Annotated in this window: 24 protein-coding genes; 18 read left to right on the top strand and 6 right to left on the bottom strand. The window is 60.0% G+C overall.

Annotation, left to right across the window (positions count from 1 at the left end; translation table 11 throughout):
- Positions 1-176 precede the first annotated feature (176 nt).
- The 6 genes from QM996_RS29460 (at position 177) to QM996_RS29485 (ending at position 7,729) form a co-directional block, all read left to right on the top strand.
- A complete protein-coding gene (locus tag QM996_RS29460) occupies positions 177-2,627 on the top strand; it encodes a GcvT family protein (RefSeq protein WP_370050764.1) in 2,451 nt (816 codons plus the stop codon).
- Between the two features lie 74 nt (positions 2,628-2,701).
- A complete protein-coding gene (locus QM996_RS29465) occupies positions 2,702-3,451 on the top strand; it encodes an electron transfer flavoprotein subunit beta/FixA family protein (protein ID WP_334197367.1) in 750 nt (249 codons plus the stop codon).
- Positions 3,452-3,463: 12 nt separating this feature from the next.
- A complete protein-coding gene (locus tag QM996_RS29470) occupies positions 3,464-4,396 on the top strand; it encodes an electron transfer flavoprotein subunit alpha/FixB family protein (RefSeq protein ID WP_334197368.1) in 933 nt (310 codons plus the stop codon).
- Positions 4,397-4,444: 48 nt separating this feature from the next.
- Positions 4,445-5,329 (top strand): formyltetrahydrofolate deformylase, encoded by an 885-nt coding sequence (purU, locus tag QM996_RS29475; protein ID WP_334197369.1) that lies wholly within the window; start codon positions 4,445-4,447, stop codon positions 5,327-5,329.
- A gap of 3 nt (positions 5,330-5,332) precedes the next feature.
- On the top strand, positions 5,333-6,235 hold the full coding sequence (gene folD / locus QM996_RS29480) for a bifunctional methylenetetrahydrofolate dehydrogenase/methenyltetrahydrofolate cyclohydrolase FolD (protein WP_334197370.1): 903 nt from the start codon (positions 5,333-5,335) through the stop codon (positions 6,233-6,235).
- An 87-nt stretch (positions 6,236-6,322) separates the two neighbouring features.
- A complete protein-coding gene (locus tag QM996_RS29485) occupies positions 6,323-7,729 on the top strand; it encodes an aldehyde dehydrogenase family protein (RefSeq protein ID WP_334197371.1) in 1,407 nt (468 codons plus the stop codon).
- A gap of 171 nt (positions 7,730-7,900) precedes the next feature.
- Here QM996_RS29485 and QM996_RS29490 read toward each other — a convergent pair whose 3' ends face one another.
- From QM996_RS29490 to QM996_RS29505, 4 genes are all read right to left on the bottom strand, one after another.
- Positions 7,901-8,260 (bottom strand): cupin domain-containing protein, encoded by a 360-nt coding sequence (locus tag QM996_RS29490; protein WP_334197372.1) that lies wholly within the window; start codon positions 8,258-8,260, stop codon positions 7,901-7,903.
- A 71-nt stretch (positions 8,261-8,331) separates the two neighbouring features.
- Positions 8,332-8,727 (bottom strand): c-type cytochrome, encoded by a 396-nt coding sequence (locus QM996_RS29495; RefSeq protein WP_334197373.1) that lies wholly within the window; start codon positions 8,725-8,727, stop codon positions 8,332-8,334.
- A gap of 1 nt (position 8,728) precedes the next feature.
- Positions 8,729-9,205 (bottom strand): hypothetical protein, encoded by a 477-nt coding sequence (locus QM996_RS29500; RefSeq protein WP_334197374.1) that lies wholly within the window; start codon positions 9,203-9,205, stop codon positions 8,729-8,731.
- Entirely contained in the window at positions 9,202-10,617 is a 1,416-nt protein-coding gene (locus QM996_RS29505) for a flavin monoamine oxidase family protein (protein WP_334197375.1), read from the bottom strand. The genes QM996_RS29500 and QM996_RS29505 overlap by 4 nt, the downstream gene beginning before the upstream one ends.
- Before the next feature lie 220 nt (positions 10,618-10,837).
- Here QM996_RS29505 and QM996_RS29510 point away from each other — a divergent pair, with 220 nt between their 5' ends.
- On the top strand, positions 10,838-11,557 hold the full coding sequence (locus tag QM996_RS29510) for a TetR/AcrR family transcriptional regulator (protein WP_334197376.1): 720 nt from the start codon (positions 10,838-10,840) through the stop codon (positions 11,555-11,557).
- A gap of 130 nt (positions 11,558-11,687) precedes the next feature.
- On the opposite strand, the gene QM996_RS29515 is transcribed toward QM996_RS29510, so the two are convergent.
- Positions 11,688-13,148, bottom strand: a complete 1,461-nt coding sequence (locus tag QM996_RS29515) for an APC family permease (RefSeq protein WP_334197377.1) — start codon at positions 13,146-13,148, stop codon at positions 11,688-11,690.
- 186 nt (positions 13,149-13,334) lie between these two features.
- Here QM996_RS29515 and QM996_RS29520 point away from each other — a divergent pair, with 186 nt between their 5' ends.
- The 11 genes from QM996_RS29520 to QM996_RS29570 all read left to right on the top strand — a co-directional run bounded on the left by QM996_RS29520 (position 13,335) and on the right by QM996_RS29570 (position 24,012).
- Positions 13,335-14,123 (top strand): SDR family NAD(P)-dependent oxidoreductase, encoded by a 789-nt coding sequence (locus QM996_RS29520; protein WP_334198711.1) that lies wholly within the window; start codon positions 13,335-13,337, stop codon positions 14,121-14,123.
- A 297-nt stretch (positions 14,124-14,420) separates the two neighbouring features.
- Positions 14,421-15,311 (top strand): phenylacetic acid degradation operon negative regulatory protein PaaX, encoded by an 891-nt coding sequence (gene paaX, locus QM996_RS29525; RefSeq protein ID WP_334197378.1) that lies wholly within the window; start codon positions 14,421-14,423, stop codon positions 15,309-15,311.
- A gap of 181 nt (positions 15,312-15,492) precedes the next feature.
- Complete coding sequence (gene pcaF, locus QM996_RS29530; RefSeq protein ID WP_334197379.1) at positions 15,493-16,698, top strand: 3-oxoadipyl-CoA thiolase; 1,206 nt, start codon at positions 15,493-15,495, stop codon at positions 16,696-16,698.
- A 23-nt stretch (positions 16,699-16,721) separates the two neighbouring features.
- Positions 16,722-17,723, top strand: a complete 1,002-nt coding sequence (gene paaA, locus QM996_RS29535) for a 1,2-phenylacetyl-CoA epoxidase subunit PaaA (protein ID WP_334197380.1) — start codon at positions 16,722-16,724, stop codon at positions 17,721-17,723.
- 104 nt (positions 17,724-17,827) lie between these two features.
- The gene (gene paaB / locus QM996_RS29540; RefSeq protein ID WP_327513036.1) at positions 17,828-18,112 is read left to right on the top strand and encodes a 1,2-phenylacetyl-CoA epoxidase subunit PaaB; all 285 of its coding nucleotides are present in this window, start codon (positions 17,828-17,830) and stop codon (positions 18,110-18,112) included.
- Positions 18,112-18,894, top strand: coding sequence for a 1,2-phenylacetyl-CoA epoxidase subunit PaaC (paaC, locus tag QM996_RS29545; protein ID WP_334197381.1), 783 nt, complete (start codon positions 18,112-18,114; stop codon positions 18,892-18,894). Before paaB ends, paaC begins: the two co-directional genes overlap by 1 nt.
- 9 nt (positions 18,895-18,903) lie before the next feature.
- Positions 18,904-19,428, top strand: a complete 525-nt coding sequence (gene paaD, locus QM996_RS29550; protein ID WP_334197382.1) for a 1,2-phenylacetyl-CoA epoxidase subunit PaaD — start codon at positions 18,904-18,906, stop codon at positions 19,426-19,428.
- Between the two features lie 25 nt (positions 19,429-19,453).
- Complete coding sequence (gene paaE, locus QM996_RS29555; RefSeq protein ID WP_334197383.1) at positions 19,454-20,530, top strand: 1,2-phenylacetyl-CoA epoxidase subunit PaaE; 1,077 nt, start codon at positions 19,454-19,456, stop codon at positions 20,528-20,530.
- 22 nt (positions 20,531-20,552) lie between these two features.
- Positions 20,553-21,314, top strand: coding sequence for a Phenylacetic acid catabolic protein (locus tag QM996_RS29560; RefSeq protein WP_334197384.1), 762 nt, complete (start codon positions 20,553-20,555; stop codon positions 21,312-21,314).
- Positions 21,315-21,326: 12 nt separating this feature from the next.
- Positions 21,327-23,384, top strand: coding sequence for a phenylacetic acid degradation bifunctional protein PaaZ (gene paaZ / locus QM996_RS29565; protein WP_334197385.1), 2,058 nt, complete (start codon positions 21,327-21,329; stop codon positions 23,382-23,384).
- A gap of 13 nt (positions 23,385-23,397) precedes the next feature.
- Positions 23,398-24,012 (top strand): phenylacetic acid degradation protein PaaY, encoded by a 615-nt coding sequence (locus tag QM996_RS29570; RefSeq protein WP_334197386.1) that lies wholly within the window; start codon positions 23,398-23,400, stop codon positions 24,010-24,012.
- Between the two features lie 9 nt (positions 24,013-24,021).
- Here QM996_RS29570 and QM996_RS29575 read toward each other — a convergent pair whose 3' ends face one another.
- Positions 24,022-24,618, bottom strand: a complete 597-nt coding sequence (locus tag QM996_RS29575) for a TetR/AcrR family transcriptional regulator (RefSeq protein ID WP_334197387.1) — start codon at positions 24,616-24,618, stop codon at positions 24,022-24,024.
- Between the last annotated feature and the right edge of the window lie 11 nt (positions 24,619-24,629).

A 24,629-nucleotide genomic window follows, 5' to 3' on the forward strand; every position in this document is an offset into this window, starting at 1 on the left:
GCGTTTACACGGTTTAAAATTTATGTCATAAACTGAATTAATAGTCAATAAATGAACGAGAAGTTCAGAAAAAATCTGAGCTGTCGAAAATGAGGGGAAGTCATCGGTGTTTCTTTGTTGGCCGCTCACGCGTGCCAAGCCGATGTTCTGTGCTCCTGCTGTCGAAAGGGAAAACAATGGCGACCGAAATTCCTAAAGATGCGCAAGTGGTAATTATCGGGGGGGGCGTGCATGGCTGTTCTGTGGCCTATCACCTTGCCAAACAGGGTTGGACCGATGTGGTCCTGCTCGAACGCAAACAGCTGACAAGTGGTACGACATGGCATGCTGCGGGCCTCGTCGGTCGTTTGCGCGGCGATACCCTGTCCACCGAATTTGCCTCCTACGGCACGGAAATTATCGAAGAGCTGGAGCGCGAAACCGGCCAGACGACCGGGTTCCGCCAGACTGGCTCGGTTACCGTCGCTCGGCATCCAGACCGTATGCGACAGCTCCGCAGGCAGGTTGATTACGCGAGAATTTTCAATATCGAGGCCTACGAAATCGGCCTAAATGAGATTCAGGAGCGGTATCCCCTTGTCAGCCTCGACGGCATCGTGGGCGGCACCTGGATCCCGAGCAACGGCTCCATTAATCCTGTGGATCTGACCAATGCGCTTGCAAAGGGCGCGCGTGGTCGCGGTGTAAAGATATTCGAAAACACCAAGGTCGAAGAGATCATCGTTGAAGGTGGTCGTGTCACCGGAGTTCGCACGGACAAGGGCGAGATCCGGTGCGAAGCGGTCGTCAACACATCGGGAATGTGGGCGCGCGAACTGGGCCGACGCAACAATGTCGAGATCCCTCTGCACGCCTGCGCGCACTATTACCTCGTCACGGAAGCCATTCCGGATCTTCCGAAGAACCTTCCGGTGCTGCGCTCCTATGACGACGCGACGTATTTTAAGGAAGACGCCGGCAAGCTTCTGGTTGGCTTTGGACACAGGATCGTCGTGCCTTACGGCGAAAACGGCATTCCCGAAGACTTCAGCTTCGATTCGCTTCCCTTCGTCGAAGAACACGTCATGGACGTGATGGAAGAGGCTCTCGAGCGCGTTCCCGTCTTGCAGTCGGTCGGTATCCGCACTTTCTTCAATGGGCCGGAAAGCTTCACGCACGATGGTCGAGCAACCATCGGCGAGGCGCCGAACATCAAAGGCTACTTCATCCTGGCGGGCGTGAACTCCACAGGGATCCAGTGCGGCGCCGGTGCAGGCAGGGCTCTCGCTGAGTGGATAATCAACGGTCGTCCGATGCGTGATCTCAGCGCGGTCGACCCGGCCCGAATGGAAGCGTTCCAGTCCGGCGATCTGTACCTGCAGCAGAGAGCACCGGAGACCCTGGCGCTCTCCTACGCACTACATTACCCGCATCAGCAACGCGAAACCGCCAGAAACATCCGCAGAACGCCTCTGCATCACGCGCTAAAGGCCCAGGGTGCCTACTTCGGTGAAGCACTGGGTTGGGAGCGTCCCGCCTGGTACGGTCCTGCGGGTTCCGAACCGAAGCCGGAATACTCCTTCGGAAGGACGAAGTCCTTCGAATATTCCCTTGCCGAGCAGAAGGCCGCACGTGAGGCTGTTGCCATCATCGACTACTCGCCGATGGGCAAGACCGAAGTCGAGGGCAAGGATGCCGAGGCGTTCCTTCAGCGTCTGTGCACAAACAACATGGCTGTTGCACCCGGCAGACTCGCCTACACCCTGATGCTGAACGAAGACGGCGGGGTGGAAAGCGACATGACCGTGGCGCGCGTGTCGGCAGAGCGCTTCATCGTGACCAGCGCGACTGGCCGTCGTCGTCGCGACCTCAATCGTCTTCTGGATCACATCCGTTCGGGTGAGGATGTGCGGGTGCGGGATGTGACGACCGCGTCTGCAGCGCTTTCGATCATGGGACCGAACTCCCGCGCGCTACTTTCCGAACTGTCCGGAGCGGATCTGTCCAATGAGGCGTTCCCGTTCAACTCGGGCAAGACCATCCGCATCGGCTATGCGGAGCTCTGGATCCAGCGCCTCTCGTACAGCGGCGAACTCGGCTACGAAATCTACATGTCGCCGGATGTTGCGGAGCATGTGTTCGAGACGATCATGGCGCTTCAGGCCAAGTACGGCATCAAGCTACTGGGAACCGAGGCTCTGAACGCTCTGCGTATCGACAAGGGCTATCTCCACTGGGGTACTGATATGGCCTACATGGAATCGCCCCATCAGCTTGGGGTCGATTTCCTCTGCAAGACGAAAAAGGAGATCCCCTTCATTGGACGCGACGCGTACATTGCACGCAAGAGCGAAGCCAAGGGTCCGTATCTCTACTCCATCATGCTCAACGATCCGGAACCGATGTTGTTCGGGCGCGAGCCTGTGCTGCGCAATGGCGAGGTCGTCGGCTCGATCACCAGCGCGGCCTACAGCTATTTCTTTGGCAAGGCGACGGCGCTTGGACTGCTCGATTTCCAGAACGGTCCGGTCGATAGCTCCTATGTCAATGCGACCGAGTTCCAGGTTCTTGTCGAAGGCAAGGCAGTCAGCGCGACTGTGAGCAAGCGCGGCTTCTACGACCCGGAAAACAAGAAAGTCCTGTCGTAATACTTAGTGCGGTCATGGGGCTGCATGAACAGCTTCATGGCCGCCGGGATCCGCTATCTTGGAAGGATGCTCCATTGAAAGTTCTTGTGCCTGTAAAGCGCGTCGTTGATTACAACGTGAAAATTCGCGTTCATGCTGATGGTTCGGGTGTTGATCTTGCAAACGTGAAGATGTCGATGAACCCCTTTGACGAAATCTCCGTCGAAGCAGCGGTTCGCCTGAAAGAAGAGGGAAAGGCCGAAGAGATTGTTGTCATTTCGATCGGTTCCGCAAAGGCCGAGGAAACTCTCCGTACGGCCTTAGCGATGGGTGCAGACCGCGCCGTTCTCATCGAGACTGACGAAGTTGTCGAGCCGCTCGCCGTCGCGAAGATGCTGAAAGCGATTGCCGACGCAGAGAAGCCTGGTCTGATCATTGTCGGAAAGCAGGCCATCGACGATGACTCTAACCAGACCGGTCAGATGCTGGCTGCCTTGCTGGGGGCCGCACAGGCTACCTTTGCTTCGAGGATCGAAGTGGAAGGCGGTGCTGCAAAGGTCACCCGGGAAGTGGACGGAGGCTTGCAGACGATCGAAGTCAAGCTTCCTGCTGTTGTCACGACGGATCTTCGCCTCAACGAGCCGCGATACGCGTCCCTGCCCAATATCATGAAGGCTAAGAAGAAGCCGCTCGATAAGAAATCCCCGTCGGATTTTGGAGTTGATCTCGCCCCACGCATCAAGGTGCTGAAAACGGAAGAGCCGGGCGGCCGCAAGTCCGGCATCAAGGTCAAGAGCGTTGCCGAGCTTGTCGAAAAGCTCAAGACCGAAGCCGGCGTTCTGTAAGGAGATTACAACATGGCCATTCTTCTTTTGGCAGATCACGATAACGCAACTGTTTCCGACCAGACGGCCAAGGCGTTGACCGCAGCCCTACAGATCGGTTCTGACGTACATATCCTTGTCGCAGGCTCAAGCGCACGGGCAGCCGCTGATCAGGCCGCCCAGCTAGCGGGCGTCTCCAAGGTTCTGCTTGCCGACGACGCATGTTTTGCCGGCAACCTGGCCGAGCCACTGGCAGATATCATCGTTGCGATCGCCGCATCGTATGACGCGATCGTTTCGGCTGCGACCTCAGTCGGCAAGAACGTGCTGCCGCGTGTTGCCGCATTGCTCGACGTTGCGCAGATCTCTGAAGTCATTGAGGTTGTTGCCCCCGATACTTTCAAGCGGCCCATCTACGCTGGCAACGCCATCCAGACGGTTCAGTCCACGGATGCGACAAAGGTCCTCACAGTCCGAAGCGCAGCATTTTCCCCGGCCTCCCAAGGCCCCACTGCTGCCGTCGAGCTCGTCTCGGCGGCAGCTTTTTCATCCTCCATATCCACCTTCGTTTCCGACGCCCTTTCGTCGTCGGAGCGACCGGATCTCACATCAGCCAAGATCGTTATGTCGGGCGGCCGGGCGCTTGGTTCGTCGGAGAAATTCCAGGAGGTCATTCTTCCCGTCGCTGACAAGCTTGGTGCGGCAGTCGGCGCATCGCGCGCGGCCGTTGATGCCGGCTATGCGCCGAACGACTGGCAGGTCGGTCAGACAGGCAAAGTGGTCGCGCCACAGCTTTACATCGCGTGCGGAATTTCCGGAGCCATTCAGCACCTGGCCGGCATGAAAGATTCGAAAGTCATCGTCGCCATCAACAAGGACGAAGAGGCGCCAATCTTCCAGGTCGCCGACTACGGCCTCGTTGCAGATCTTTTTGAGGCATTGCCCGAGCTTCAGAAGGCGCTCTGAGATCCAAAGCGCCAATAGCCTGACGTATGTACGAATGTGAGATAAGCAATGAAATCCCATGTCCTGACCATTACCTGCACGTCAAAGCGCGGTATCGTCGCTGCGATTACGACCTATCTGGCCGAACTCGGGTGCAATATCGTCGATTCGTCGCAATTCGACGACCTGGAGACGGGCCTCTTTTTTATGCGCCTTACCTTCCTTTCGCAGGAAGGCGTGGCCGGTAAAGACATCATCTCGGGCTTTGCCGCTGTGGCGAAGCCATTCGAGATGACGTACCGGTTCCACGATAGCGATGAGCGGATGAAGGTCTTGCTCATGGTCTCGCGCTTCGGACATTGCCTCAACGACTTGCTTTATCGCTGGAAAATCGGCGCTCTGCCGATCGATATCGTTGGGGTTATATCCAATCACTTCGATTATCAGAAGGTCGTGGTCAACCACGACATTCCATTCCACCACATTCCTGTCACGAAGGCCAACAAGCCTGAGGCGGAGGCGCGGATCATGGAAGTGGTTGAGCAGACCGGAACCGAGCTCATCGTTCTCGCGCGCTACATGCAGATTCTCTCGGATCAGATGTGCCAGAAAATGTCCGGCAAAATCATCAACATCCATCACTCCTTCCTGCCGAGCTTCAAGGGCGCCAATCCCTACAAGCAAGCTTATCAGCGCGGCGTAAAGCTGATTGGTGCGACTGCTCACTACGTGACGGCCGAACTCGACGAAGGTCCGATCATTGAACAGGATGTGGCCAGGATCACCCATGCCCAATCAGCGGATGATTACGTGTCAATCGGTCGCGACGTGGAGAGCCAGGTTCTCGCACGCGCGGTACATGCTCATATCCATCATCGAACGTTCCTGAACGGAAACAAGACCATCGTCTTTCCGCCCAGTCCGGGTTCCTACAAGTCCGAGCGAATGGGTTGAGAGATGACGGCTATCATCATCGACGGAAAACAGACCGCAGCGTCCATCATCGAAGTTGTGAAATCGGCGGCCGCCAGCTTGAAGAGCGAAGCTGAGGTTAAGCCTGGGCTTGCGGTCGTCATCGTTGGCGACGATCCCGCCAGCCATGCTTATGTCGGCGCAAAGAGCAAGATGGCCAAGGAATGCGGCTTCAATTCTGTCCAGCATACCTTGCCGCAAGCGACGACGCAGGAAGAGCTGGCAAACCTCGTCCGGACGCTGAATGCCGATGCCTCCATTCACGGCATTCTCGTCCAGCTGCCGCTGCCGAGACACCTCGATTCCGACCCGATCATTCAGTCCATCCTGCCCGAAAAGGATGTGGACGGGCTGCATGTGGTCAATGCCGGCAAGGTCGCGGCAGGCGACCTCGACAGCGGCCTCGTCTCCTGCACGCCGGCCGGCGCAATGGTCTTCGTGCGTCGCACCCACGGTGAGGACCTATCCGGCCTGAACGCCGTCGTCATCGGTCGCTCGAATCTTTTCGGCAAGCCGATGTCGCTCCTGCTGCTGGCAGCGAACGCGACGGTGACGACCGCCCATTCGCGCACGAAGGACCTGCCGGCCGTCTGCCGAAACGCCGATATCCTCGTGGCGGCCGTAGGTCGTCCCGGGATGGTGAAGGCGGACTGGGTCAAGCCCGGCGCGACCGTCATAGACGTCGGCATCAACCGGGTCCCGGCGCTGGACAAGGGCGAGGGTAAGTTCCGCCTCGTGGGCGATGTCGCCTTTGCCGAATTGGAGAAGGTCGCTGGTGTCATCACGCCGGTACCGGGCGGCGTCGGTCCCATGACCATCGCCATGCTGATGGCGAATACCGTCATCGCGGCATATCGGGCTGTCTGCAGGGTTCCACCGAAGTTCTAGTTCGACCGGTGGACCATGTCTGTGACGTACGGGGATAGCATCAATACCTGGGGGAGAATGATGAAATCCAGTCGAAAGAAGAGTGTCATGAAGCACTATGCAGCGATCATTGATGGTAAGCCTCTGCGGGTTGGCTCTGATTTTACAGTTTGTAATCCTGCGAATGGGGAGACTGTGGGTCGTGCGCCGAACATGGGGCAGGGGGAGCTTGATGCGGCTGTCTCTGCTGCGAAGGCCGCCTTCGTTTCCTGGTCGGCTCAGAGCGATGCGGCTCTGCAGGCGGCCTGCGCGGCCGTGACGGCGAAAATCGAGGCGCATTCCGCAGAGCTTGCTGAACTTATCACGCTGGAGCAGGGCAAACCTTTGAACGGCATGGGCTCCCGTTGGGAAATGAGAGGCGCGGTCGCCTGGGCTGGTTATACGTCCGGCCTGTCGTTGCCGCCGAAGGTCTTGCAAGACAATGAGCAGGGCAGGGTGGAACTGCACCGCAAACCGCTCGGCGTGGTCGGCTCCATCGCGCCGTGGAACTTCCCTGTCATGATTGCGGTCTGGCATATCCTTCCTGCCCTTCGCACGGGCAACACCGTCGTCATCAAACCCTCGCCCTACACGCCGCTTTCGACCTTGCGGCTCGTCGAGATCATGAACGAGGTGCTTCCCGCGGGCGTGGTCAATGTGGTGACGGGTGACGACCAAGCGTTCAATCTGGGAGGCGCGATGTCGTCGCACCCGGACATTCGCAAGATCGTGTTTACCGGATCCTGTGCGACCGGCCAGAAGGTCATGCAATCGGCTGCAGAAACGATGAAGCGCCTGACGCTCGAGCTTGGCGGCAACGATGCCGCCATCGTGCTTGCGGAAGCGGATCCGGAGAAGATCGCGGAGGGGCTGTTCTGGGGTGCCTTCCTCAACAATGGCCAGACCTGCGCAGCGATGAAGCGTCTTTACGTGCACGACTCCATCCACGATGCGGTGTGCGATGCGCTCGTGGCCTATGCGAAGGCTATTCCGGTCGGCAACGGTCTGGATGAGGCGAGCCTGCTCGGTCCCGTCCAGAACCGCATGCAGTTCGACAAGGTCGCCGGGCTCGTGGCGGATGCGAAGGGGCGCGGCAAGGTTCTGCTGGGCGGAGAGCCGGGCGAGGGCCTTTTCTTCCCGCCGACGATCGTCTCCGGGCTTCGCAATGGCGATGCGCTTGTGGATGAGGAACAGTTCGGCCCGGTCCTGCCGATCATCCGCTACTCGGACGTCGAAGAGGCGATCCGGCTGGCCAATGACAGCCCGAACGGGCTTGGCGGCTCGGTCTGGTCTTCGGACAAGGCGATGGCGCGTCAGGTCGCGAGCCGGCTCGAATGCGGCTCGGTCTGGATCAACAAGCATGGGGCCATCCAGCCCAACGCACCCTTCGGCGGTGTCAAGACATCCGGCATCGGCGTCGAGTTCTCCGAAGAAGGCCTGGCCGAGTACACAGACATTCAAGTCGTGTTCGTATGAGGCGGATCGTGCCTGTGGTGTCGAGACGGTTCCGCCGGCAAGGACCGGTCTTCAGACCTTTTCATTCACCTAAAATGTCCCCAGACCGTTTCAGTAACGCGCCGAAACGGTCTGGACGCTTGTTTGGCGACTATCTATCGCGAGGCGTCAACGAGCCTGCCAATAATCGGGTCATGCGGAATGGAGAAAGAAGGCCTTGCGAAAGGTCTCGGTAACGGTCCATTCCGTTTGTGAGCCCTGCTTGATGATCCAGCCATCGCCAACCCCATAGGTAGCCGATTTGCCGGTCTCAAGATCCTTGATGGTGACACTGCCTTCCAGAACGAAGGCGTGTTCGGTGAATGGCCAAGTTATGATCGCCGACGCGGGTGCCTGCACATATTCTCCGGCGACAACGTTATCGCTCGTGAAGTCAATGCGGCTCTTCGCACTGAAATTGCCGATGATGTTGCGCGCGCCGTTCTGGGCCGGATCGAATTCCATCCAGCCGTCTTCGGACCGATTGTCTTTGATGTATGAAAAGACCGTCATTTTTGCTTCCTCCTCTGTTGCTTGATGTTCGCGACACTCTGGATGGTGTCTCCGGGCAGATCACGAGAGCGTCACCTTTGCAAACTTTCGAAATAGGCGAGCAGATTGGAAACGTCTGCCTCGTTCTTCAGGCCAGCAAATGCCATTTTCGTGCCGGGAACCGTTTGCCTCGGCGCCTTTATGAACAACGTGAGGGTCACATCATCCCAAGTCCGCCCGCCCTGTGCGAAGGCCCGCATTGCAGGGGAATACTCGAACTTCTCGGCCGCCGCGACCTGGCGCCCTCTGATTCCGAACAGATTGGGGCCGACCGCATTTGTTTCGGACTCAGCAACATGACAGACCGTGCATCGACCAAACACGATCTTGCCGGCAGCCGGATCCCCGTCTCCCGCGAAGGAGGGAGAGGTGAACAGGAGGGGCAGCGATATGGCCGCTGACCGCATGGTTGCACCAAACAAGGTCATCTCAGTAGCCTCCAAAGGAATACATGTCGGCCCGGATCAGCCAGTCCTCGCCAACCTTCGACCAGATAAACAGGGAACGCACCTTGGTTGGTGCTTGACTTGCTTCCTTGCCTGCAAGGGTCCAAAGCACCCAGGTGCCCATCTGATCACTGCTCTCGCTGGCGATACGTTCCAGGGCGATCTCGGCGCTCGGAAACGCCTCGATCAGTTCACCGACAAGAGGCTTCGCCTGGTCGCGCCCGACAGCCGGCTTGGGCAGTTGCTCTCCAAGAATGACGACGTCCTTATCGTAGAGGGCATCGACCAATTCAGCTGGCTTGTTGCCGTTCCAATATCCTTCAAGCTCGGCCAGTCGGGCCTCGATGGCACGTCGGGCGCCGGGCGCATCGCAGGCGTGTGCAGGTAGCGGCACCATGCTCAGAAGGGCGATGGCGCATGCCATCGATCTCGACATGAGTTTCATTGCTGCTGCACTCATGCTTTTCTCAGTTCTGAGACGACTGCGTGGGCAACATGGTTTCCGCGCTCGATCGCGCCATCAATAAAGCCGCGCCATCCATTCGCGCTGTCAGCACTTGCGAAGTGCACAAGACCTTCCGGCTGCTGAAGTGCGGCAAGAGCATTCGTGAATTGGCCTTTGCGATAGAAGCACCAAGTGCCCTGAATGTATTCGTCTTCGGCCCACGGGAACCCGGCGGTATCGATGACCTCGGCATCCGGAATGAATTTCTGGATGTAGGTGGTTAGGGTCGGGGGATCCAGAAGGTCGATGTCACTGGGGCTGGCGAAGGCAACCATTGTCGTTTTCCCGCCTTCGACATATTCCGTCCAGAACATGCTGATCGGGAAAGGATACGGCGCCGAGGCAAGAAATTTCCCCACATCCTTATCGATGGTGAAGTAGAACTTAAGGCCGGCGCCGGTGTGTCTTTGTTCGGAGGCTGTGCTTTTTGCTTCCATCAGCGGCGGATCGAATTTCACTTTCGACAAAGTGTTCAACGGCACGGCACAGATGGCGCGCTTCGCGCGATATTTTTCGCCGGATTCGACGGTAACCTCTACGCCGTCGCCGTCCTGTCGGATTTCCTTTACCGCTGTCGACAACTTGACCTCGGGTTTTCCATCTTCTATCAGATGATCGATCAGACCTGCCGTACCCTCCTTGATTTTGTAATGGCCGCAGCGGTCCCACAGAAGGCCGACATTGAAGTCGCCGAGCGAGTACCATTTCAGCATATCGACGAAGCCTGCCAAGGACGGGTCGTTATGGCAGCAAATCGAAACCCACGAGTTTAGAAGCGCCTTTTCTTCCGGCGTGGCATCCAGTTGCTCGATCCGGTCGACGCAGGTCATTGCATCGTACTGCTTCCATTTGTCGGTTGCGAAAGGAGCATGCGCCTGCGGGAAGATCGTTGCTCCACCCAAGCCGTCGACATCGCAGAACTTGTGCATCGCTCCCATGAAGATTTCGAGGTAAACGCTCGATGCCTCCGTCCGTACCTTGCCGTCGATCATCCAGGCGGCAGTGTCGGGTACAGCGCCCACGCTTTCCTTGACACCAAGGCCGTAGCGGTTCATTTCCGCCCATACGTTCGGTTGGCACCAGTGCACCCAAGTGCCGCCGAATTCCGTCTGGTGGCCGTTGTATTCGCCGGTATGGGTGCGACCTCCAAGAATCGGACGCGCCTCGATGAGAAGCGTTTTCAGGCCCGCATTACCCAATTCTCGGGCGGCCGTGCAGCCGGCGAAACCACCTCCGATGACGATGACATCGATGTCGCGCTGGTTCGCTTCGGCCCCATTGGCAGACGCGAGAATGGGAGCGACCGTCGCCAAGCCGCCTCCTGCCTTTATCAGGGCGCGGCGTGTGATTTGTTTGGGGTTTGTCATATTTACCTCCTCCTCAAGAGCTCAACTGTTTCCGCAACTAACCGGCGGACAGCAGAAAGCCTTCGACGCGCTGAACTAGCGGTCGCTCTCCCATGCGCTTTCGTTTAGCCTTGCCGGTAATGTAAGAAACAGTAATTATAGGTCGCACGACCTATAATGAAAATAGGTCATGCGACCTTTTTGTCAATCTGAATCTTTTGTTTCCTATTCGGGCGTGAGAATGGACGTTGAACGAGATACACAGAGTGTGGGCGCATCGGTTGTGCGAGCGGCGGATCCATCCATTAGAGCCATCGTGGCGCCTGATGGCCTCAGGGGTGGCGACAACGAGTTTTTCGGTGCATCCGTGACAACGACCAAGGGTCGACAGCGCGTGAAGCTGCTCTTGGAGTCGGCCTTGGAGGTCATCGAAGCTGAAGGCTTCGAGGGGATGAGTTTACGGTCAGTCGCTAGAAAGGCGGGAATTACGATTGGCAACCTGCAGCATTATTACGCGAACCATGAAGCTCTTCTGCAGGCCGTAACACGGTACATTCTCCATCATTACTTTGTCGAGTATGACCGATTGGCAGAACTTCATGCAGGCAACGTGGAGCGACAATTTGAGGAAACCATTCGATTCCTTATCGAGGATTGCAAGTCCAGGAGAACCAATGCGGTGTTCTTCAGTCTCTGGGCACTGTCACAGCGAAACGAATTCGTATCGGAGCTGATGGACCTCATGTACACGGATCATCGCAGGTCTTTGGAGAGACAGCTTGCGATCATCAATCCCGATATCGAAATAGACCGCTTACCGAAAGTTGCAGCCCTCATCGCGGTTCAGATCGAAGGGCTGATGCTGCTCATTTCAGCCGATCGGCCCAAGCACAAAGAGCTTGAGGGAATCGAGGAAGAATGCATGCGCCAGATTATGCAGTTGGCACGCCAGACAAGGTGATCCTCGCCCAGCCCGACGATGACATTGCGGCAGAAGCGCCAAATTCAGTGAACCTCAACGCAAATCACCGCCATTGGCATGGCGGTGATCATTGGGGATGTGTCAGGCCTTCGGCTGAGCCGGCGATAATTTAGCAAAGCTGCTGTCTGCCGATCTTGGCATAGATGTCTGGGCGCTTCGACTTGTAGAACAATGCAAGCACGACACCCGAGACGAACAGCGACCAGATAACGATCTGCAGCACGACAGCAGTCGTCTCGTCACCCCCGGTCAAGGCGACGAAGTTAGTTGCCGAAAGGTAGACAGCCGCACCAAGGCCGATCGCAGCGAGGATAGGCGCCACCAGGGTCTGCCAGATGCTGACATCTGTGATCTCGCTGCGCTTTCTGACGAAGAAAAGGATGACTGCGATGCTGGTCAGGAACATCAGGAACAGAAGCGGAAAGCCGCCGGCGCCAGCCATCCAGGCGTAAGTCACGTTCGGGTCGGAGCCCGAGAATACGATTACTCCGGCAGCAAGCGTGACCGAAAGAACCAGCGATGCGACGTAAGGAGAGCCGTGCCGCGGATGGACCCGACCAAGGAATGCAGGCAATGCCTCATCGATGCCCAGCGAATGGCAGTAGCGTGCAATGATGTTTTGGCACGAGAGCACAGCTGCGAAGGCGGAAGACACGACGAGAATTGACAACGCATCACCCGCCCAGCCGCCAACGTAACTCACCATTGCGCTGGTAAACATGCCAGTCGGATTGGCCGTAGCAACGGTCTGGGCCTGAGTGATGCCATAAGCGATGATGAGCAACCATGTGGTCAAGACATAGAAGATGCCGATGAAGCAGACGCTGAGATAGGTCGCGCGCGGAATGGTCTTGCGCGGATCTCTGCTCTCTTCACGGAAAATGGCGGTCGCTTCGAAGCCGAGAAAGGTGATCACGGCGAACAGAACGCAAATTCCGGCCACGCTGCTATCGAGGGCGCCCCAATGGAAAGAGGCAAATGAAATTCCCTCAGGCCCCCCCTGACGTCCCACGATAAAGTCGAAGATCAGAACGATGCCGATTTCCAGAACCATGACGACCGACAAGACCTTCGCAGACAGGTCGATGCGCATATAGCCGAGGATACCGACAGCGACGACGAGCAGCAGCGAGTAAATCCACCAGGAAAGCACCGGGCCGTGCAGCGTATTCGTTACCAGATCGCCAGCGACGATGCCAAAAAAGATGGTGATGCCCAAGCCGATCATGAGGTAGCCGAGGACAGCCATGAAGCTGGCGGCCAGACCGAAAGTCTGGCCGAGACCGGCACTGATGTAGGCGTAAAACGCCCCCGGATTAGGAAGATATCGGCTCATCGCAGTATAGCCGACCGAGAAGAGAATCAACATCGCCATGGCTGCTGCAAAAGCTATGGGAGCTCCTGCCCCACCGAATTGAATGACCAGTGGAAGCACGCCCACCACGCTCGCGAGAGGTGCGGCAAAGGCGACAACTGTGAGGGCGAGTGCAATCGGGCCCATCTGGCCCTTGAGATGAGGAGTCTCGACGGGACTTATAGTTGCCGTCTGGATAGAAGCTGAATCCGTCATTTGCCATTCCCCTTTTTGTGATGAGGCAATGAGACGAGAAAAACATACTTCTTGCCATATTTCTAGACAGAAAGTTCAATATTTCGTCTTCTCGTGTAAATTATGACGTATGAGTCAAAAATAGATTGCCTTCGCCGCGGACTGGATCATGATGCGCTTGCTCAATATGCTGGAGGTTCGCCAATGATGCTCAAAGATAAAGTCGTCTTCGTTACCGGTGCGGGTACCGGTATTGGGGCGGCAACATGCCGACAGGTAGTGCAAGAGGGAGGGCGCGTCGTCCTGATGGGACGCAGGCCTGAAGCGATCAATGCTGTTGCGGCCACGATTGATCGCGAGGATTCCGTTTTCGCCTATCCCGGGGATGCGGGGTCTCTGGATAATGTATCCAATGCAGTTAACGAAGCACGCTCGCGGTTTGGGAGGCTTGACGCGGTGGTCGCCTGCGCCGGTGCCGTGGAAACCGGCTCCGTGCTTGATCTCTCCGACGATAGCTGGCGTCGGCAGATGCATTCGAACCTGGACACGGCCTACTTTACGGCGAAAGCGACCTTGCCGTCTCTCATTGAAAGCAAGGGTGCTTTTATCATTGTTTCCTCGATTGCTGGATTGCAGGCAATGCCGATGACATGTGGATATGTGACCGCGAAACACGCGGTTATTGGCCTAATGAGATCGATCGCGATGGATTACGGCCCGCAAGGCGTGAGGGCCAATGCCGTTTGCCCGGGATGGATCCGTACGCCGATGGCCGACGAGGAAATGTCTCCGGTCATGGCAAGGGAGGCTGTCACATTGGAAGGCGCCTATGAGCATGTTACATCCGATACTCCGCTCCGGCGAGCCGGTGATGCTGGAGAAGTGGCTGACCTTTGCTGCTTCTTGTCATCAGACCGTGCGCGACTGATTACCGGCTCAGTGATGACAATTGACGGTGGTAGTACCGTGGTTTGCGTTCCGACGCTGAAGATGTAGTCTTGCGCCGCGCGCCAGCGGCCACGATTTATCGCATCGCGAATTTCGGGTGGCCGCCGTGGGGCGCCCCAAGATGTTCAAGGCAGATTGGGCACGCTCCGCCCCACTGTCCGTGTGATTGATATCATTGACGGATTGAGCCGGTTGCAGCGTCCCAATGCGGATGGAAAGGCGGATGTTGCAGTCTTGCTATCATGCTTTTCATGATCGAGATTATGAAAATCGGGGTATCGGATCCTGCCTTTTTGGGGCTAAGCAATCCGGTAAACCAGGGCACGATCATGAGTGGAGTCCCTTTTGCTGGGGAAGGACAAGACCGGAAAATCGTTTACAGCGCAGCTGCAAGCGATCCTTGACGAAAGCCCGTTGAAGGCGGCGGGCTTTATCGTCACCGTTTATGGCGATGTGGTCGAGCCGCGTGGCGGCGTGATCTGGACCGGCAATCTGGTCGAAATCTGTGCCGAGGTCGGCATCAGCGAAACTCTCGTGCGCACGGCCGTCTCTCGTCTTGTTGCTGCAGGCCAGTTGTCCGGTGAACGTGAAGGTCGCCGGAGTTTCTATCGGCTGGCCCCGCCGGCCCGGGCGGAGTTCGCCGCCGCCGCCCGGATGTTGTTCGGTCCGCCCGAGCCCGCTGACTGGCATTTCGTGCAACTGACGGGAGAGCGGCCCGATGAAGCGATGCAGATCCTCGAGCGAGCGGGTCATTCACGGCTTGGCCCGAGGCTCGCCGTAGGTGCGCGGGCCATGCCGCCTCTTGAACAGCCGGCGGTCGTCTTTCGGGCAGAAGTGGTGAGCGGAGAAGCCGACCTTGGCGCCTTTGCTGCCGACCATTGGGACCTCGAATATCATGCCGATGCCTATCGCGGCTTTCTTGGCCGCTTCGGTCGGATCGAGAGCCTCCTTGCGGGTGGAGCCCGGCTGACAGCTTTGGAAAGCCTGGTCACCCGGCTTGTGCTTGTCCACCAGTTCCGTCTTGTCGTGCTGCGCGATCCGCGTCTCCCGCAGGCGGCACTCCCGGCGGGCTGGCCGGGCGATGACGCGAGAGCCCTTTTTGCGCGCCTCTATCTTCGTCTTTCGCCCGATGCGGATCGCTGTGTGGCCCATCGTTTCGTGACTGCTGACGGCGCGTTGCCCGTAGATAGCGAGGCCACCAGGCGCCGTTTGTCGCTTCTTGCGGGCGCGGCGTAGCACGCATTTCAAACGAAAAACCCGTGTTTCGTGGTATGTTGGTGGCTCACGCGAGGATATGTCACAAAAATATGGAAAATCGGCATTGATCTGTGACATGTCGAGTGATAAAAAAGTAACCGAACGGTCGGTCAATTCTTCGAGGAAAGAATGCGGCCATGGATACTAGGGAGGAGCTTGCGTGTCTGAAGCCTATATCTGCGACGCTGTTCGCACGCCTATCGGTCGTTACGGCGGCGCCTTGTCTTCGGTCCGCGCCGATGATCTCGCGGCCGTGCCGCTGAGCGCACTGATGGCTCGCAATCCGAACATGGACTGGTCGAAGGTCGACGACCTCATCTATGGCTGCGCCAATCAGGCGGGCGAGGACAACCGCAACGTCGGCCGCATGGCGGTGTTGCTGTCCGGCATGCCCGTCAGCATTCCCGCAACGACTGTCAACCGCCTCTGTGGCTCCGGCATGGACGCCGTCGGCATGGCTGCGCGCGCCATTCGCGCCGGCGATTGCGATGTCGTCATCGCCGGTGGTGTCGAAAGCATGAGTCGCGCGCCCTTCGTCATGCCGAAGGCCGAGAGCGCTTTTTCCCGCTCCAGCGCCATCTATGACACGACCATCGGCTGGCGCTTCGTCAATCCGAAGCTGAAGGCCGCATTTGGCGTCGATTCCATGCCGGAGACCGCCGATAACGTCGCCGGCGATTTCGGCGTCAGCCGTGCCGATCAGGATGCCTTTGCCGCCCGCAGCCAGGCGCGCTGGGCGGCCGCTCAGGAAGCCGGCGTTTTCGCCGACGAGATCGCGCCTGTGCATGTCGCCCAGAAAAAGGGAGATGCGCTCGTCGTCGATCGCGACGAACATCCGCGTCCCGGCACCACCATCGAGCAGCTTGCCAAGCTGAAGGGCGTCAACGGCCCTGATCGTACCGTCACCGCCGGCAATGCCTCTGGCGTCAACGATGGTGCGGCAGCCCTGCTGATTGCCGGTGAAAAGGCGATCAAGGAGCAGGGGCTTTTGCCGAAGGCCCGCATCGTCGCGATGGCGGCTGCCGGCGTCGAGCCGCGCATCATGGGCATCGGTCCGGCGCCGGCCGCCCGCCGGGTGCTCGAGCGCGCCGGCCTTTCCATCGGCCAGATGGATGTCATCGAGCTCAACGAAGCCTTCGCTTCGCAGGCGCTTGCCGTGCTGCGGGATCTGGGCCTGCCTGATGATGCCGCCCATGTGAACCCGAATGGCGGCGCTATCGCCATCGGTCACCCGCTCGGCATGAGCGGCGCCCGTCTCGTGACGACGGCCACCTACCAGCTGCATCGCCAGGGCGGTCGCTATGCCCTGTGCACCATGTGCATCGGCGTTGGTCAGGGGATCGCACTCATTCTCGAACGTGTCTGAACCGGTAATCAGGAGAAGCTGTCATGTATGCACAGATGGTGAAGACCGACGCAGCCCGCGTCCGCAGCCTTGACGAGATGGACCCGGTCGAGCGCGCCTTCCAGGAGCGCATCGATGCCGGCCAGAAGATCGAACCGAAGGAATGGATGCCGGAAGGCTACCGCAAGACGCTGGTGCGCCAGATCAGTCAGCACGCCCATTCCGAAATCGTCGGTCAATTGCCGGAGGGCAACTGGATCACCCGCGCCCCGACCCTGGAGCGCAAGGCGATCCTGCTTGCCAAGGTCCAGGACGAAGCCGGCCACGGCCTCTATCTCTACTGCGCTGCCGAAACGCTCGGCGTCAGCCGTGACGAGATGTACGAGCAGCTGCATTCCGGCAAGGCCAAGTACTCCTCGATCTTCAACTATCCGACGCTGAGCTGGGCCGATATCGGCGCCATCGGCTGGCTGGTGGATGGCGCGGCCATCATGAACCAGGTGCCGTTGCAGCGCTGTTCCTACGGGCCCTATGCCCGCGCCATGGTCCGCATCTGCAAGGAAGAGAGTTTTCACCAGCGTCAGGGCTACGACATCCTGATGAAGATGGTGAAGGGAACGCCGGCGCAAAAGGCGCTGGTGCAGGACGCGCTGAACCGCTGGTGGTGGCCGTCGCTGATGATGTTCGGCCCCTCCGACGATGCTTCCGTGCACTCAGCCCAGTCGATGGCCTGGAAGATCAAGCAAAACTCCAATGACGAGCTGCGTCAGAAGTTCGTCGACCAGACCGTGCCGCAGGCCGAGTATCTCGGTCTTACCATCCCCGATCCGGAGCTGAAGTGGAACGAGGCGAAGGGCGGCCATGATTTCGGCGAGCCTGATTGGAGCGAGTTCTTCGCCGTCATCGCCGGCAATGGCCCCTGCAATGCCGAACGCCTCAACGCCCGCAAAAAGGCCTGGGACGACGGCGCATGGTTCCGCGACGGCTTGGTCGCGCATGCTGAGAAAGCCGTAGCCCGCCGCGCCATGCGGGTCGCAGCCGAGTAACAGGGGCCTTTTGCCCCGGGGTCGGGCGCTTTCCAGCGTTCACGAAGGGCAGGGCGTCGCCATTGGCGCGCCAGAAGCAGTCATCGTTTCAAGGGAGAGTTATCATGTCCAGCGAATGGCCCCTCTGGGAGGTCTTCATCCGCGGCCAGCACGGCCTCAACCACCGCCACGTCGGTAGCCTGCATGCGCCGGATGCCGAAATGGCCGTAAACAATGCCCGTGACGTCTATACCCGTCGTAACGAAGGGGTGAGCATCTGGGTGGTGCGCTCGGCCGATATCACCGCAAGCGCGCCCTCCGACAAGGGCCCGCTGTTCGAGCCATCGAACTCCAAGGTCTATCGTCACCCGACCTTCTTCGACGTTCCGGATGAAGTGGGGCATATGTGATGGGCGCGTCTGAAAAGACGGGCGCCGTCGAGAACGCCGCCCTTTTCGAATTCCTGCAGCGCATGGGCGACAACGCGCTCATCCTTGGCCACCGCGTTTCCGAATGGTGCGGCCATTCGCCGGCGCTGGAAGAGGACATCGCGCTCTCCAACACCGCGCTCGACCTGATCGGCCAGACGCAGCTCTGGCTCGGTCTCGCTGGCGAAGTCGAAGGCAAGGGCCGCTCGGCGGACGATCTCGCCTATCTGCGCGACGCGCTGGATTTCCGCAACGTGCTGCTCGTCGAGCGCCCGAACGGCGACTTCGGCAAGACGCTGATGCGGCAGTTCCTGTTCGATGCCTGGCATTACCTGCAGCTGAAGGCGCTGAAAGGTTCCAGCGACCGGCGCGTCGCCGAGATCGCCGAGAAGGCGTTCAAGGAAGTCTCCTATCACCTGGAGCGTAGCGGCGATCTGGTGATCCGGCTTGGCGACGGAACGGCGGAAAGCCACCGCCGCATGCAGGAAGCGCTGGACGACCTTTGGCCCTATACCGGCGAACTCTTCATGGGTGACGCCTTCGATGCGGCGGTTGCTGCCGACGGTATCGCGCCGGAGCCGGCATCGCAGAAGGCCGCATGGGATGCGCTGGTTCGCGAGACGCTCGAGGAGGCCACCCTCAAGATGCCCGCCGACGGCTACATGCAGAAGGGCGGCAAGCGCGGGGCGCATACCGAGCATCTCGGCTTCATCCTTGCGGAGCTGCAGTTTCTGCAGCGCGCCTATCCGGGCGCAACCTGGTAGGAGGGCGCGATGATCACGGCCGCACATCCGTCGACGAAGGAAGTCTGGACGTGGCTTGCCGAGGTGCCGGATCCGGAAATCCCGGTCATCTCGCTGGTCGATCTCGGCATCATCCGCGATGTCGCCTGGGAGGACGAGGCGCTGGTGGTTACCGTCACGCCGACCTATTCCGGCTGTCCGGCGACGTCCGTGATCAATCTCGATATCGAGCGGGCGCTCACCGACCGCGGCATCGGCCAGGTGAAGCTCAAGCGCCAGCTTTCGCCCGCCTGGACCACCGACTGGATCAGCGCGGAAGGCCGCGAGAAGCTGCAAGCCTACGGCATCGCCCCGCCGATCGACGGCACGGCGGCCAACGGGGTGCTAATGAAGCGCATCGACCGTCTCTCCGGCCGCTCGAACCTGACGATCGCCTGTCCCCGCTGCGCATCGATCAGGACCGAGAAGATCAGCCAGTTCGGTTCGACGCCGTGCAAGGCCAGCTATCGCTGCACCGACTGCCTGGAACCCTTCGATTACTTCAAGTGCATCTGACCCGAGACAAAGGATGAGGGCCGCCATGGCACGTTTCCATTCCCTGAATGTTACCGAAGTGCGCCGCGAAACCCGTGACGCCGTGGTCGTCACGCTGGTTCCGTCCGAGGAAGACCGCGATACCTTCGATTTCACCCAAGGCCAGTACCTGACCTTCCGCCGCAAGTTCGACGGTGAGGAGCTGCGCCGCTCCTACTCGATCTGCGCCGGCCGCGACGAGGGCGTGCTGCGCGTCGGCATCAAGCGGGTCGATGGCGGCTGCTTTTCCAACTGGGCCAACGAAGAGCTGAAGGCCGGCGACACACTCGAAGCCATGCCGCCGATGGGAGCCTTTTTCACCGACATCGAGCCGGAGATTTCCAAGCATTATCTCGGCTTTGCCGGCGGTAGCGGCATCACGCCGGTCCTGTCGATCATCAAGACGACGCTGCAGCGCGAGCCGCGTTCCCGCTTCACGCTTGTTTATGCCAACCGGCAGATCTCCTCGATCATGTTCCGCGAGGAGCTGGAGGATCTGAAGAACAGCTATCTCGGCCGCTTCTCCGTCCTGCATGTGCTGGAAAGCGAAGCGCAGGACATCGATCTCTTCACCGGCCGCGTCAATGCGGAGAAATGCGCCGCCCTGTTCAAGAGTTGGATCGACTTGCGCTCGGTCACCACGGCCTTCATCTGCGGACCCGAGCCGATGATGCTGGCGATCGCAGGTGCCCTTCGCGACCATGGTCTGCGCGACGACCAGATCAAGTTCGAGCTGTTCGCGTCCTCGCAGCCCGGCCGGGCGCTGGCCCGTGCCCAGAGTGCTGCGGGCGCCGACGCCAATGCCAGCTGTCAGGCGACGATCACGCTCGATGGCGCGACCCGCAGCTTCAGCATGCCCAAGCACGGCCAGAGCCTGCTCGACGCCGCGCTCGAAAACAGCATCGACGCCCCTTACGCCTGCAAGGCGGGCGTCTGCTCCACCTGTCGGGCCAAGGTCATCGAGGGCGAGACGGAGATGGAGGTCAACCACGCGCTCGAGGACTACGAAGTCCGCCAGGGCTATGTGCTCACCTGCCAGTGCTACCCGCTGAGCGACAAGGTCGTCGTCAGCTACGACCAGTGAGCGACAGAGGGAGGAGAAGGCCATGACCGACACGGAAACCATGCCGATCGAAGACTATCTTTCGCAGGGCGGCAGGCTGACCTCGCCGGACAATGTTCCGGCGCGCTATCGCGGCGAGCTCTTGCGGCTGATGGCGAGCTTCGTCGACAGCGAGCTCGCGGGCTCCGCTGGTTTTGCCGGCGTGATCAACGATGCGCCGGGCATTCAGGAGCGCATTTCCGCGGCCCGCATCGTGCTCGAAAAGTCCGATCATGCCGGGCAAGTCCTGAAGGTCATGGAGAGCTTCGGCGCCGATGGCGGCCGCTACGCCGTGCATCACCCCTGGGCCGACCGCCTGCCGCGAGATGCTGATATTGGGGCAGCACGGCGGGAAGGCGACATGCGCCTTTCGGTCTTCCATTATCCGTTGCAGGGCTGGGTCGATGCCGTCGTCATGAACGTGTTGATGGGCAAGGCGGGCGTCATCCAGCTTCGCGAGCTGTCTCACGTTTCTTATCAGCCGCTGGCAGAGGTTTTCCGCCGCATCCTGCCGCGCGAGACCCGCCACCTCGAACTCGGCCTTGCCGGGTTGGAACGTATCGCTGCAACGCCGGAGACGCGCTCGGCGGCGCTCGCCTCCATCGCCTACTGGACACCACGGGTCGCCGCGAGCTTCGGCCATTCCGGCTCGGCACGCTATGCGACGCTCGCGCGTTTCGGCCTGCGCCACACCCCCAACGAAACGCTTCTTGCCGAATGGCAGGCGGATGTCGATGCGCAGCTTGCCGCGCTGAAACTGCTCTGAAAGGAAACGACCATGAACGTTCAGGCGTCCCGGCCCCGCCGGCTTGAAAGCTATGTCTGTGGCAACTGGACCGCCGGCGCAAAGGAGGGTGTTCCGCTTCTCGACGCCTCGACCGGCGCGCCCGTCGCTTTCATCGATTCCAGCGGCATCGATTTCGCCAGCACCCTTGCTTATGGCCGCGAAAAGGCGGGCCCGGCGCTGCGTCGCTTGTCCTTCCATGAACGCGCCGCCATGTTGAAGGCGCTCGGCCTGGCGCTGATGGAACGCAAGGAAGAGTTCTATGCGCTTTCCGCTTCGACAGGCGCCACCCGCTCCGACAGCTGGGTCGATATCGACGGCGGCATCGGTACGCTGCTCTCCTACGCTTCTAAGGGCCGCCGCGAGCTCCCGAATACCCGCGTTCTGGTCGATGGCGATGTCGAGACGCTGGCGCGCGACGGCACCTTTGCCGCCCGCCATATCCTCTCGCCGCTGCAAGGCGTCGCCGTCCACATCAACGCCTTCAACTTTCCCTGCTGGGGCATGCTGGAAAAACTCGCCCCGACGCTGCTTGCCGGCATGCCGGCGATCGTCAAACCGGCCAGCCAGACGGCCTATCTCACCGAGCTCGTCGTGCGCCGCATGATCGACACCGGTATCCTGCCGGAAGGTGCGGTGCAGTTGATCTCCGGCTCGGTCGGCGACCTGCTCGACCATGTCGATGGCCAGGATGTGGTGACCTTCACGGGGTCGGCTACGACCGGCCGCAAGCTGAAGAGTCATCCGGCCGTCATCGGCAATTCCGTGCGCTTCACCATGGAGGCTGACAGCCTCAATGCTTCGGTGCTCGGCCTCGACGCCGGGCCGGGTACCGAGGAATTCGACCTCTTCGTCAAGGAAGTTGCCCGCGAGATGACCTCCAAGGCCGGGCAGAAATGCACCGCCATCCGCCGCGTCATTGCGCCGCGCGCCCATTGCGATGCGCTGGTGGCCGCACTCGGCGAACGTCTCGGCAAGACCGTGCTTGGAAACCCGGCGGATGAGAATGTCCGCATGGGTCCGCTCGCTAGCCTCGACCAGCGCACCGAAGTGCGGGAGCGTATCCGCGATCTGCTCGAAGATGCTGAGATCGTCGCGGGCGACCCCGACACGCCGCGCATCATCTCAGGCGATGCCGAGTCAGGTGCCTTCCTCAATCCGGTACTGCTCTATTGCGATCGTCCGTGGGAGGCCAAGGCAGTCCATGATGTCGAGGCCTTCGGCCCGGTCAGTACCGTCATGCCCTATGACACAGGCGAAGAGGCGGTCGACCTTACCCGCCGCGGCAAGGGCAGCCTTGTCGCCTCGGTCTTCACCAACGATCCGGCCTTTGCCGAAGAGGTCGTGCTCGGCATGGCCCCGTTGCATGGCCGTGTCCTGATCGGCAATCGCGTGAGCTCCAAGACCTCGACCGGTCACGGCTCGCCTCTGCCCGGCCTCGTCCATGGCGGCCCGGGCCGTGCCGGTGGTGGCGAGGAACTCGGCGGCATGCGCGGCGTCAAGCATTACATGCAGCGCACCGCCGTCCAGGGCTCTCCGACCATGCTCTCGGCTGTCACCGGCCGTTGGGTGGCGGACGCCGAGGCCCGCAGCGGCGGCGAGCATCCGTTCCGCAAGTCGCTCGCCGAGCTTCGCATCGGCGACCAGCTCGTCACCGCATCCCGTACGGTGACGCTGGCGGATATCGAGCATTTCGCCAATTTCACCGGCGACACCTTCTACGCCCACATGGACGAAGAGGCCGCCAAGGCCAACCCGTTCTTCGACGGGCGCGTCGCCCACGGCTATCTCATCGTCTCCTTTGCCGCCGGGCTCTTCGTCGATCCGGCGCCGGGCCCGGTTCTGGCCAATTACGGCGTCGACAACCTGCGCTTCCTGACACCGGTCAACCCGGGCGATACGCTTACGGTGCAACTGACCTGCAAGGAGATCAACCCGCGTGCGGATGCCGAACATGGGGAGGTGCGCTGGGATTGCCGCGTCACCAACCAGAATGGCGTCACTGTTGCCCAATATGACGTCCTGACCATGGTAGCAAAGACGAGAAGCTGAGGAGAAGGCGGCCATGACGCAGATCTATGCCTATGACGGCGTGGTCCCGGTGATCGATCCCGCCGCCTTCGTGCACCCGGCCGCAATCGTCATCGGTGACGTGATCATAGGCCCTGCCTGTTATGTCGGGCCGGGAGCCGTGCTGCGCGGCGACTTCGGCCGCATCGTGCTCGAACAGGGATCAAACGTGCAGGAGACCTGCGTCGTGCACAGTTTCCCCAATCTCGACGTGGTTGTCGGCGAGGAAGGCCATATCGGTCATGGCGCGGTGCTACACGGCTGCCGGATAGGCCGAAACGCGATGGTCGGGATGAACGCCGTCGTCATGGACGAAGCCGTGATTGGCGAAAATGCCATCGTTGCCGCCATGGCCTTCGTCAAGGCAGGTACGGAGATTCCCGCAAACAGCCTTGCAATGGGTTCGCCGGCGCGCGTCACCCGCGAGCTTTCAGCCGAGGAGATCGCGTGGAAACGCCAGGGCACGGTCATCTATCAGCGCCTCGCGCTTGAGGCGAAAGACAAGCTGGTTGCGACCGAACCGCTTTCTCAGCTAGAACCCGACCGGCGGCGCATCCGCGCTCCGCAATACGATCCGCTCATTCTCGAACGGCTGAAATTCGGCGACTGAGAGGCTAGGTCAGCGAACGGCCTTGACGCCTTCGAGGATAAGCGTGGTGGCGATATCGGCATATTCGTCGCGGCTGATCGGCCCGTTCGGCCGGAACCACATGTAGACCCAGTTCATCATGCCGAACAGCGACATGGTGACGGGCATCAGCAAGGGTCGGCCCTGATTAAGCTCAGGATTGATCTGCTGGATGACGCTGGAGAAGCGTTTGACGATCCGCCGCTCGATCGCCTGCAGCTCCGAAAGCTGCTCCTGCGACAGGGCGCTGGTGCCGTTGAGCTGCACCTTGTGTTCGTTGTCGCGGCCTTCGTAATTCTTCATGACGGCTTTGACGAGAAGGCGCAGCCGCTCCTGCGGCGCTACATCACTGCGATCCGCCGCTTCGATCGCGCCGTCGAGCTCCGTCAGGTGCGTGCGTACGATATCGAATATCAGGGCATCCTTGCCGGGATAGTAGTGATAGAGCAGGGCCTTCGAGACATTGCTGTACGAGGCAATCATGGACATGGAAGCCTTTTCCATGCCCACTTCGGCGAACACCGCCGCCGCGTTCGTCAGAATGCCGCGCTGTTTTTCTTCAAAATCCACTGCGCGCGTGCGTGCCATATTGTTCTACC

Origin of the sequence: Sinorhizobium chiapasense (assembly GCF_045277575.1) — a bacterium.
Taxonomy (GTDB): domain Bacteria; phylum Pseudomonadota; class Alphaproteobacteria; order Rhizobiales; family Rhizobiaceae; genus Ensifer; species Ensifer chiapasense_A.

Excerpts from the sequence above, each read along its gene's own strand:
- QM996_RS29520 (WP_334198711.1), top strand. The coding sequence starts at position 13,335 with ATGCTCAAAGATAAAGTCGTCTTCGTTACCGGTGCGGGTACCGGTATT.
- QM996_RS29575 (WP_334197387.1), bottom strand. The coding sequence starts at position 24,618 with ATGGCACGCACGCGCGCAGTGGATTTTGAAGAAAAACAGCGCGGCATT.
- paaC (WP_334197381.1), top strand. The coding sequence starts at position 18,112 with ATGGGCGCGTCTGAAAAGACGGGCGCCGTCGAGAACGCCGCCCTTTTC.
- paaE (WP_334197383.1), top strand. The coding sequence starts at position 19,454 with ATGGCACGTTTCCATTCCCTGAATGTTACCGAAGTGCGCCGCGAAACC.
- QM996_RS29485 (WP_334197371.1), top strand. The coding sequence starts at position 6,323 with ATGAAGCACTATGCAGCGATCATTGATGGTAAGCCTCTGCGGGTTGGC.
- QM996_RS29510 (WP_334197376.1), top strand. The coding sequence starts at position 10,838 with ATGGACGTTGAACGAGATACACAGAGTGTGGGCGCATCGGTTGTGCGA.
- paaB (WP_327513036.1), top strand. The coding sequence starts at position 17,828 with ATGTCCAGCGAATGGCCCCTCTGGGAGGTCTTCATCCGCGGCCAGCAC.
- QM996_RS29495 (WP_334197373.1), bottom strand. The coding sequence starts at position 8,727 with ATGACCTTGTTTGGTGCAACCATGCGGTCAGCGGCCATATCGCTGCCC.
- QM996_RS29505 (WP_334197375.1), bottom strand. The coding sequence starts at position 10,617 with ATGACAAACCCCAAACAAATCACACGCCGCGCCCTGATAAAGGCAGGA.
- QM996_RS29515 (WP_334197377.1), bottom strand. The coding sequence starts at position 13,148 with ATGACGGATTCAGCTTCTATCCAGACGGCAACTATAAGTCCCGTCGAG.
- QM996_RS29490 (WP_334197372.1), bottom strand. The coding sequence starts at position 8,260 with ATGACGGTCTTTTCATACATCAAAGACAATCGGTCCGAAGACGGCTGG.
- QM996_RS29560 (WP_334197384.1), top strand. The coding sequence starts at position 20,553 with ATGACCGACACGGAAACCATGCCGATCGAAGACTATCTTTCGCAGGGC.
- paaD (WP_334197382.1), top strand. The coding sequence starts at position 18,904 with ATGATCACGGCCGCACATCCGTCGACGAAGGAAGTCTGGACGTGGCTT.
- folD (WP_334197370.1), top strand. The coding sequence starts at position 5,333 with ATGACGGCTATCATCATCGACGGAAAACAGACCGCAGCGTCCATCATC.
- purU (WP_334197369.1), top strand. The coding sequence starts at position 4,445 with ATGAAATCCCATGTCCTGACCATTACCTGCACGTCAAAGCGCGGTATC.
- QM996_RS29460 (WP_370050764.1), top strand. The coding sequence starts at position 177 with ATGGCGACCGAAATTCCTAAAGATGCGCAAGTGGTAATTATCGGGGGG.
- paaA (WP_334197380.1), top strand. The coding sequence starts at position 16,722 with ATGTATGCACAGATGGTGAAGACCGACGCAGCCCGCGTCCGCAGCCTT.
- QM996_RS29470 (WP_334197368.1), top strand. The coding sequence starts at position 3,464 with ATGGCCATTCTTCTTTTGGCAGATCACGATAACGCAACTGTTTCCGAC.
- QM996_RS29570 (WP_334197386.1), top strand. The coding sequence starts at position 23,398 with ATGACGCAGATCTATGCCTATGACGGCGTGGTCCCGGTGATCGATCCC.
- paaZ (WP_334197385.1), top strand. The coding sequence starts at position 21,327 with ATGAACGTTCAGGCGTCCCGGCCCCGCCGGCTTGAAAGCTATGTCTGT.
- QM996_RS29500 (WP_334197374.1), bottom strand. The coding sequence starts at position 9,205 with ATGAGTGCAGCAGCAATGAAACTCATGTCGAGATCGATGGCATGCGCC.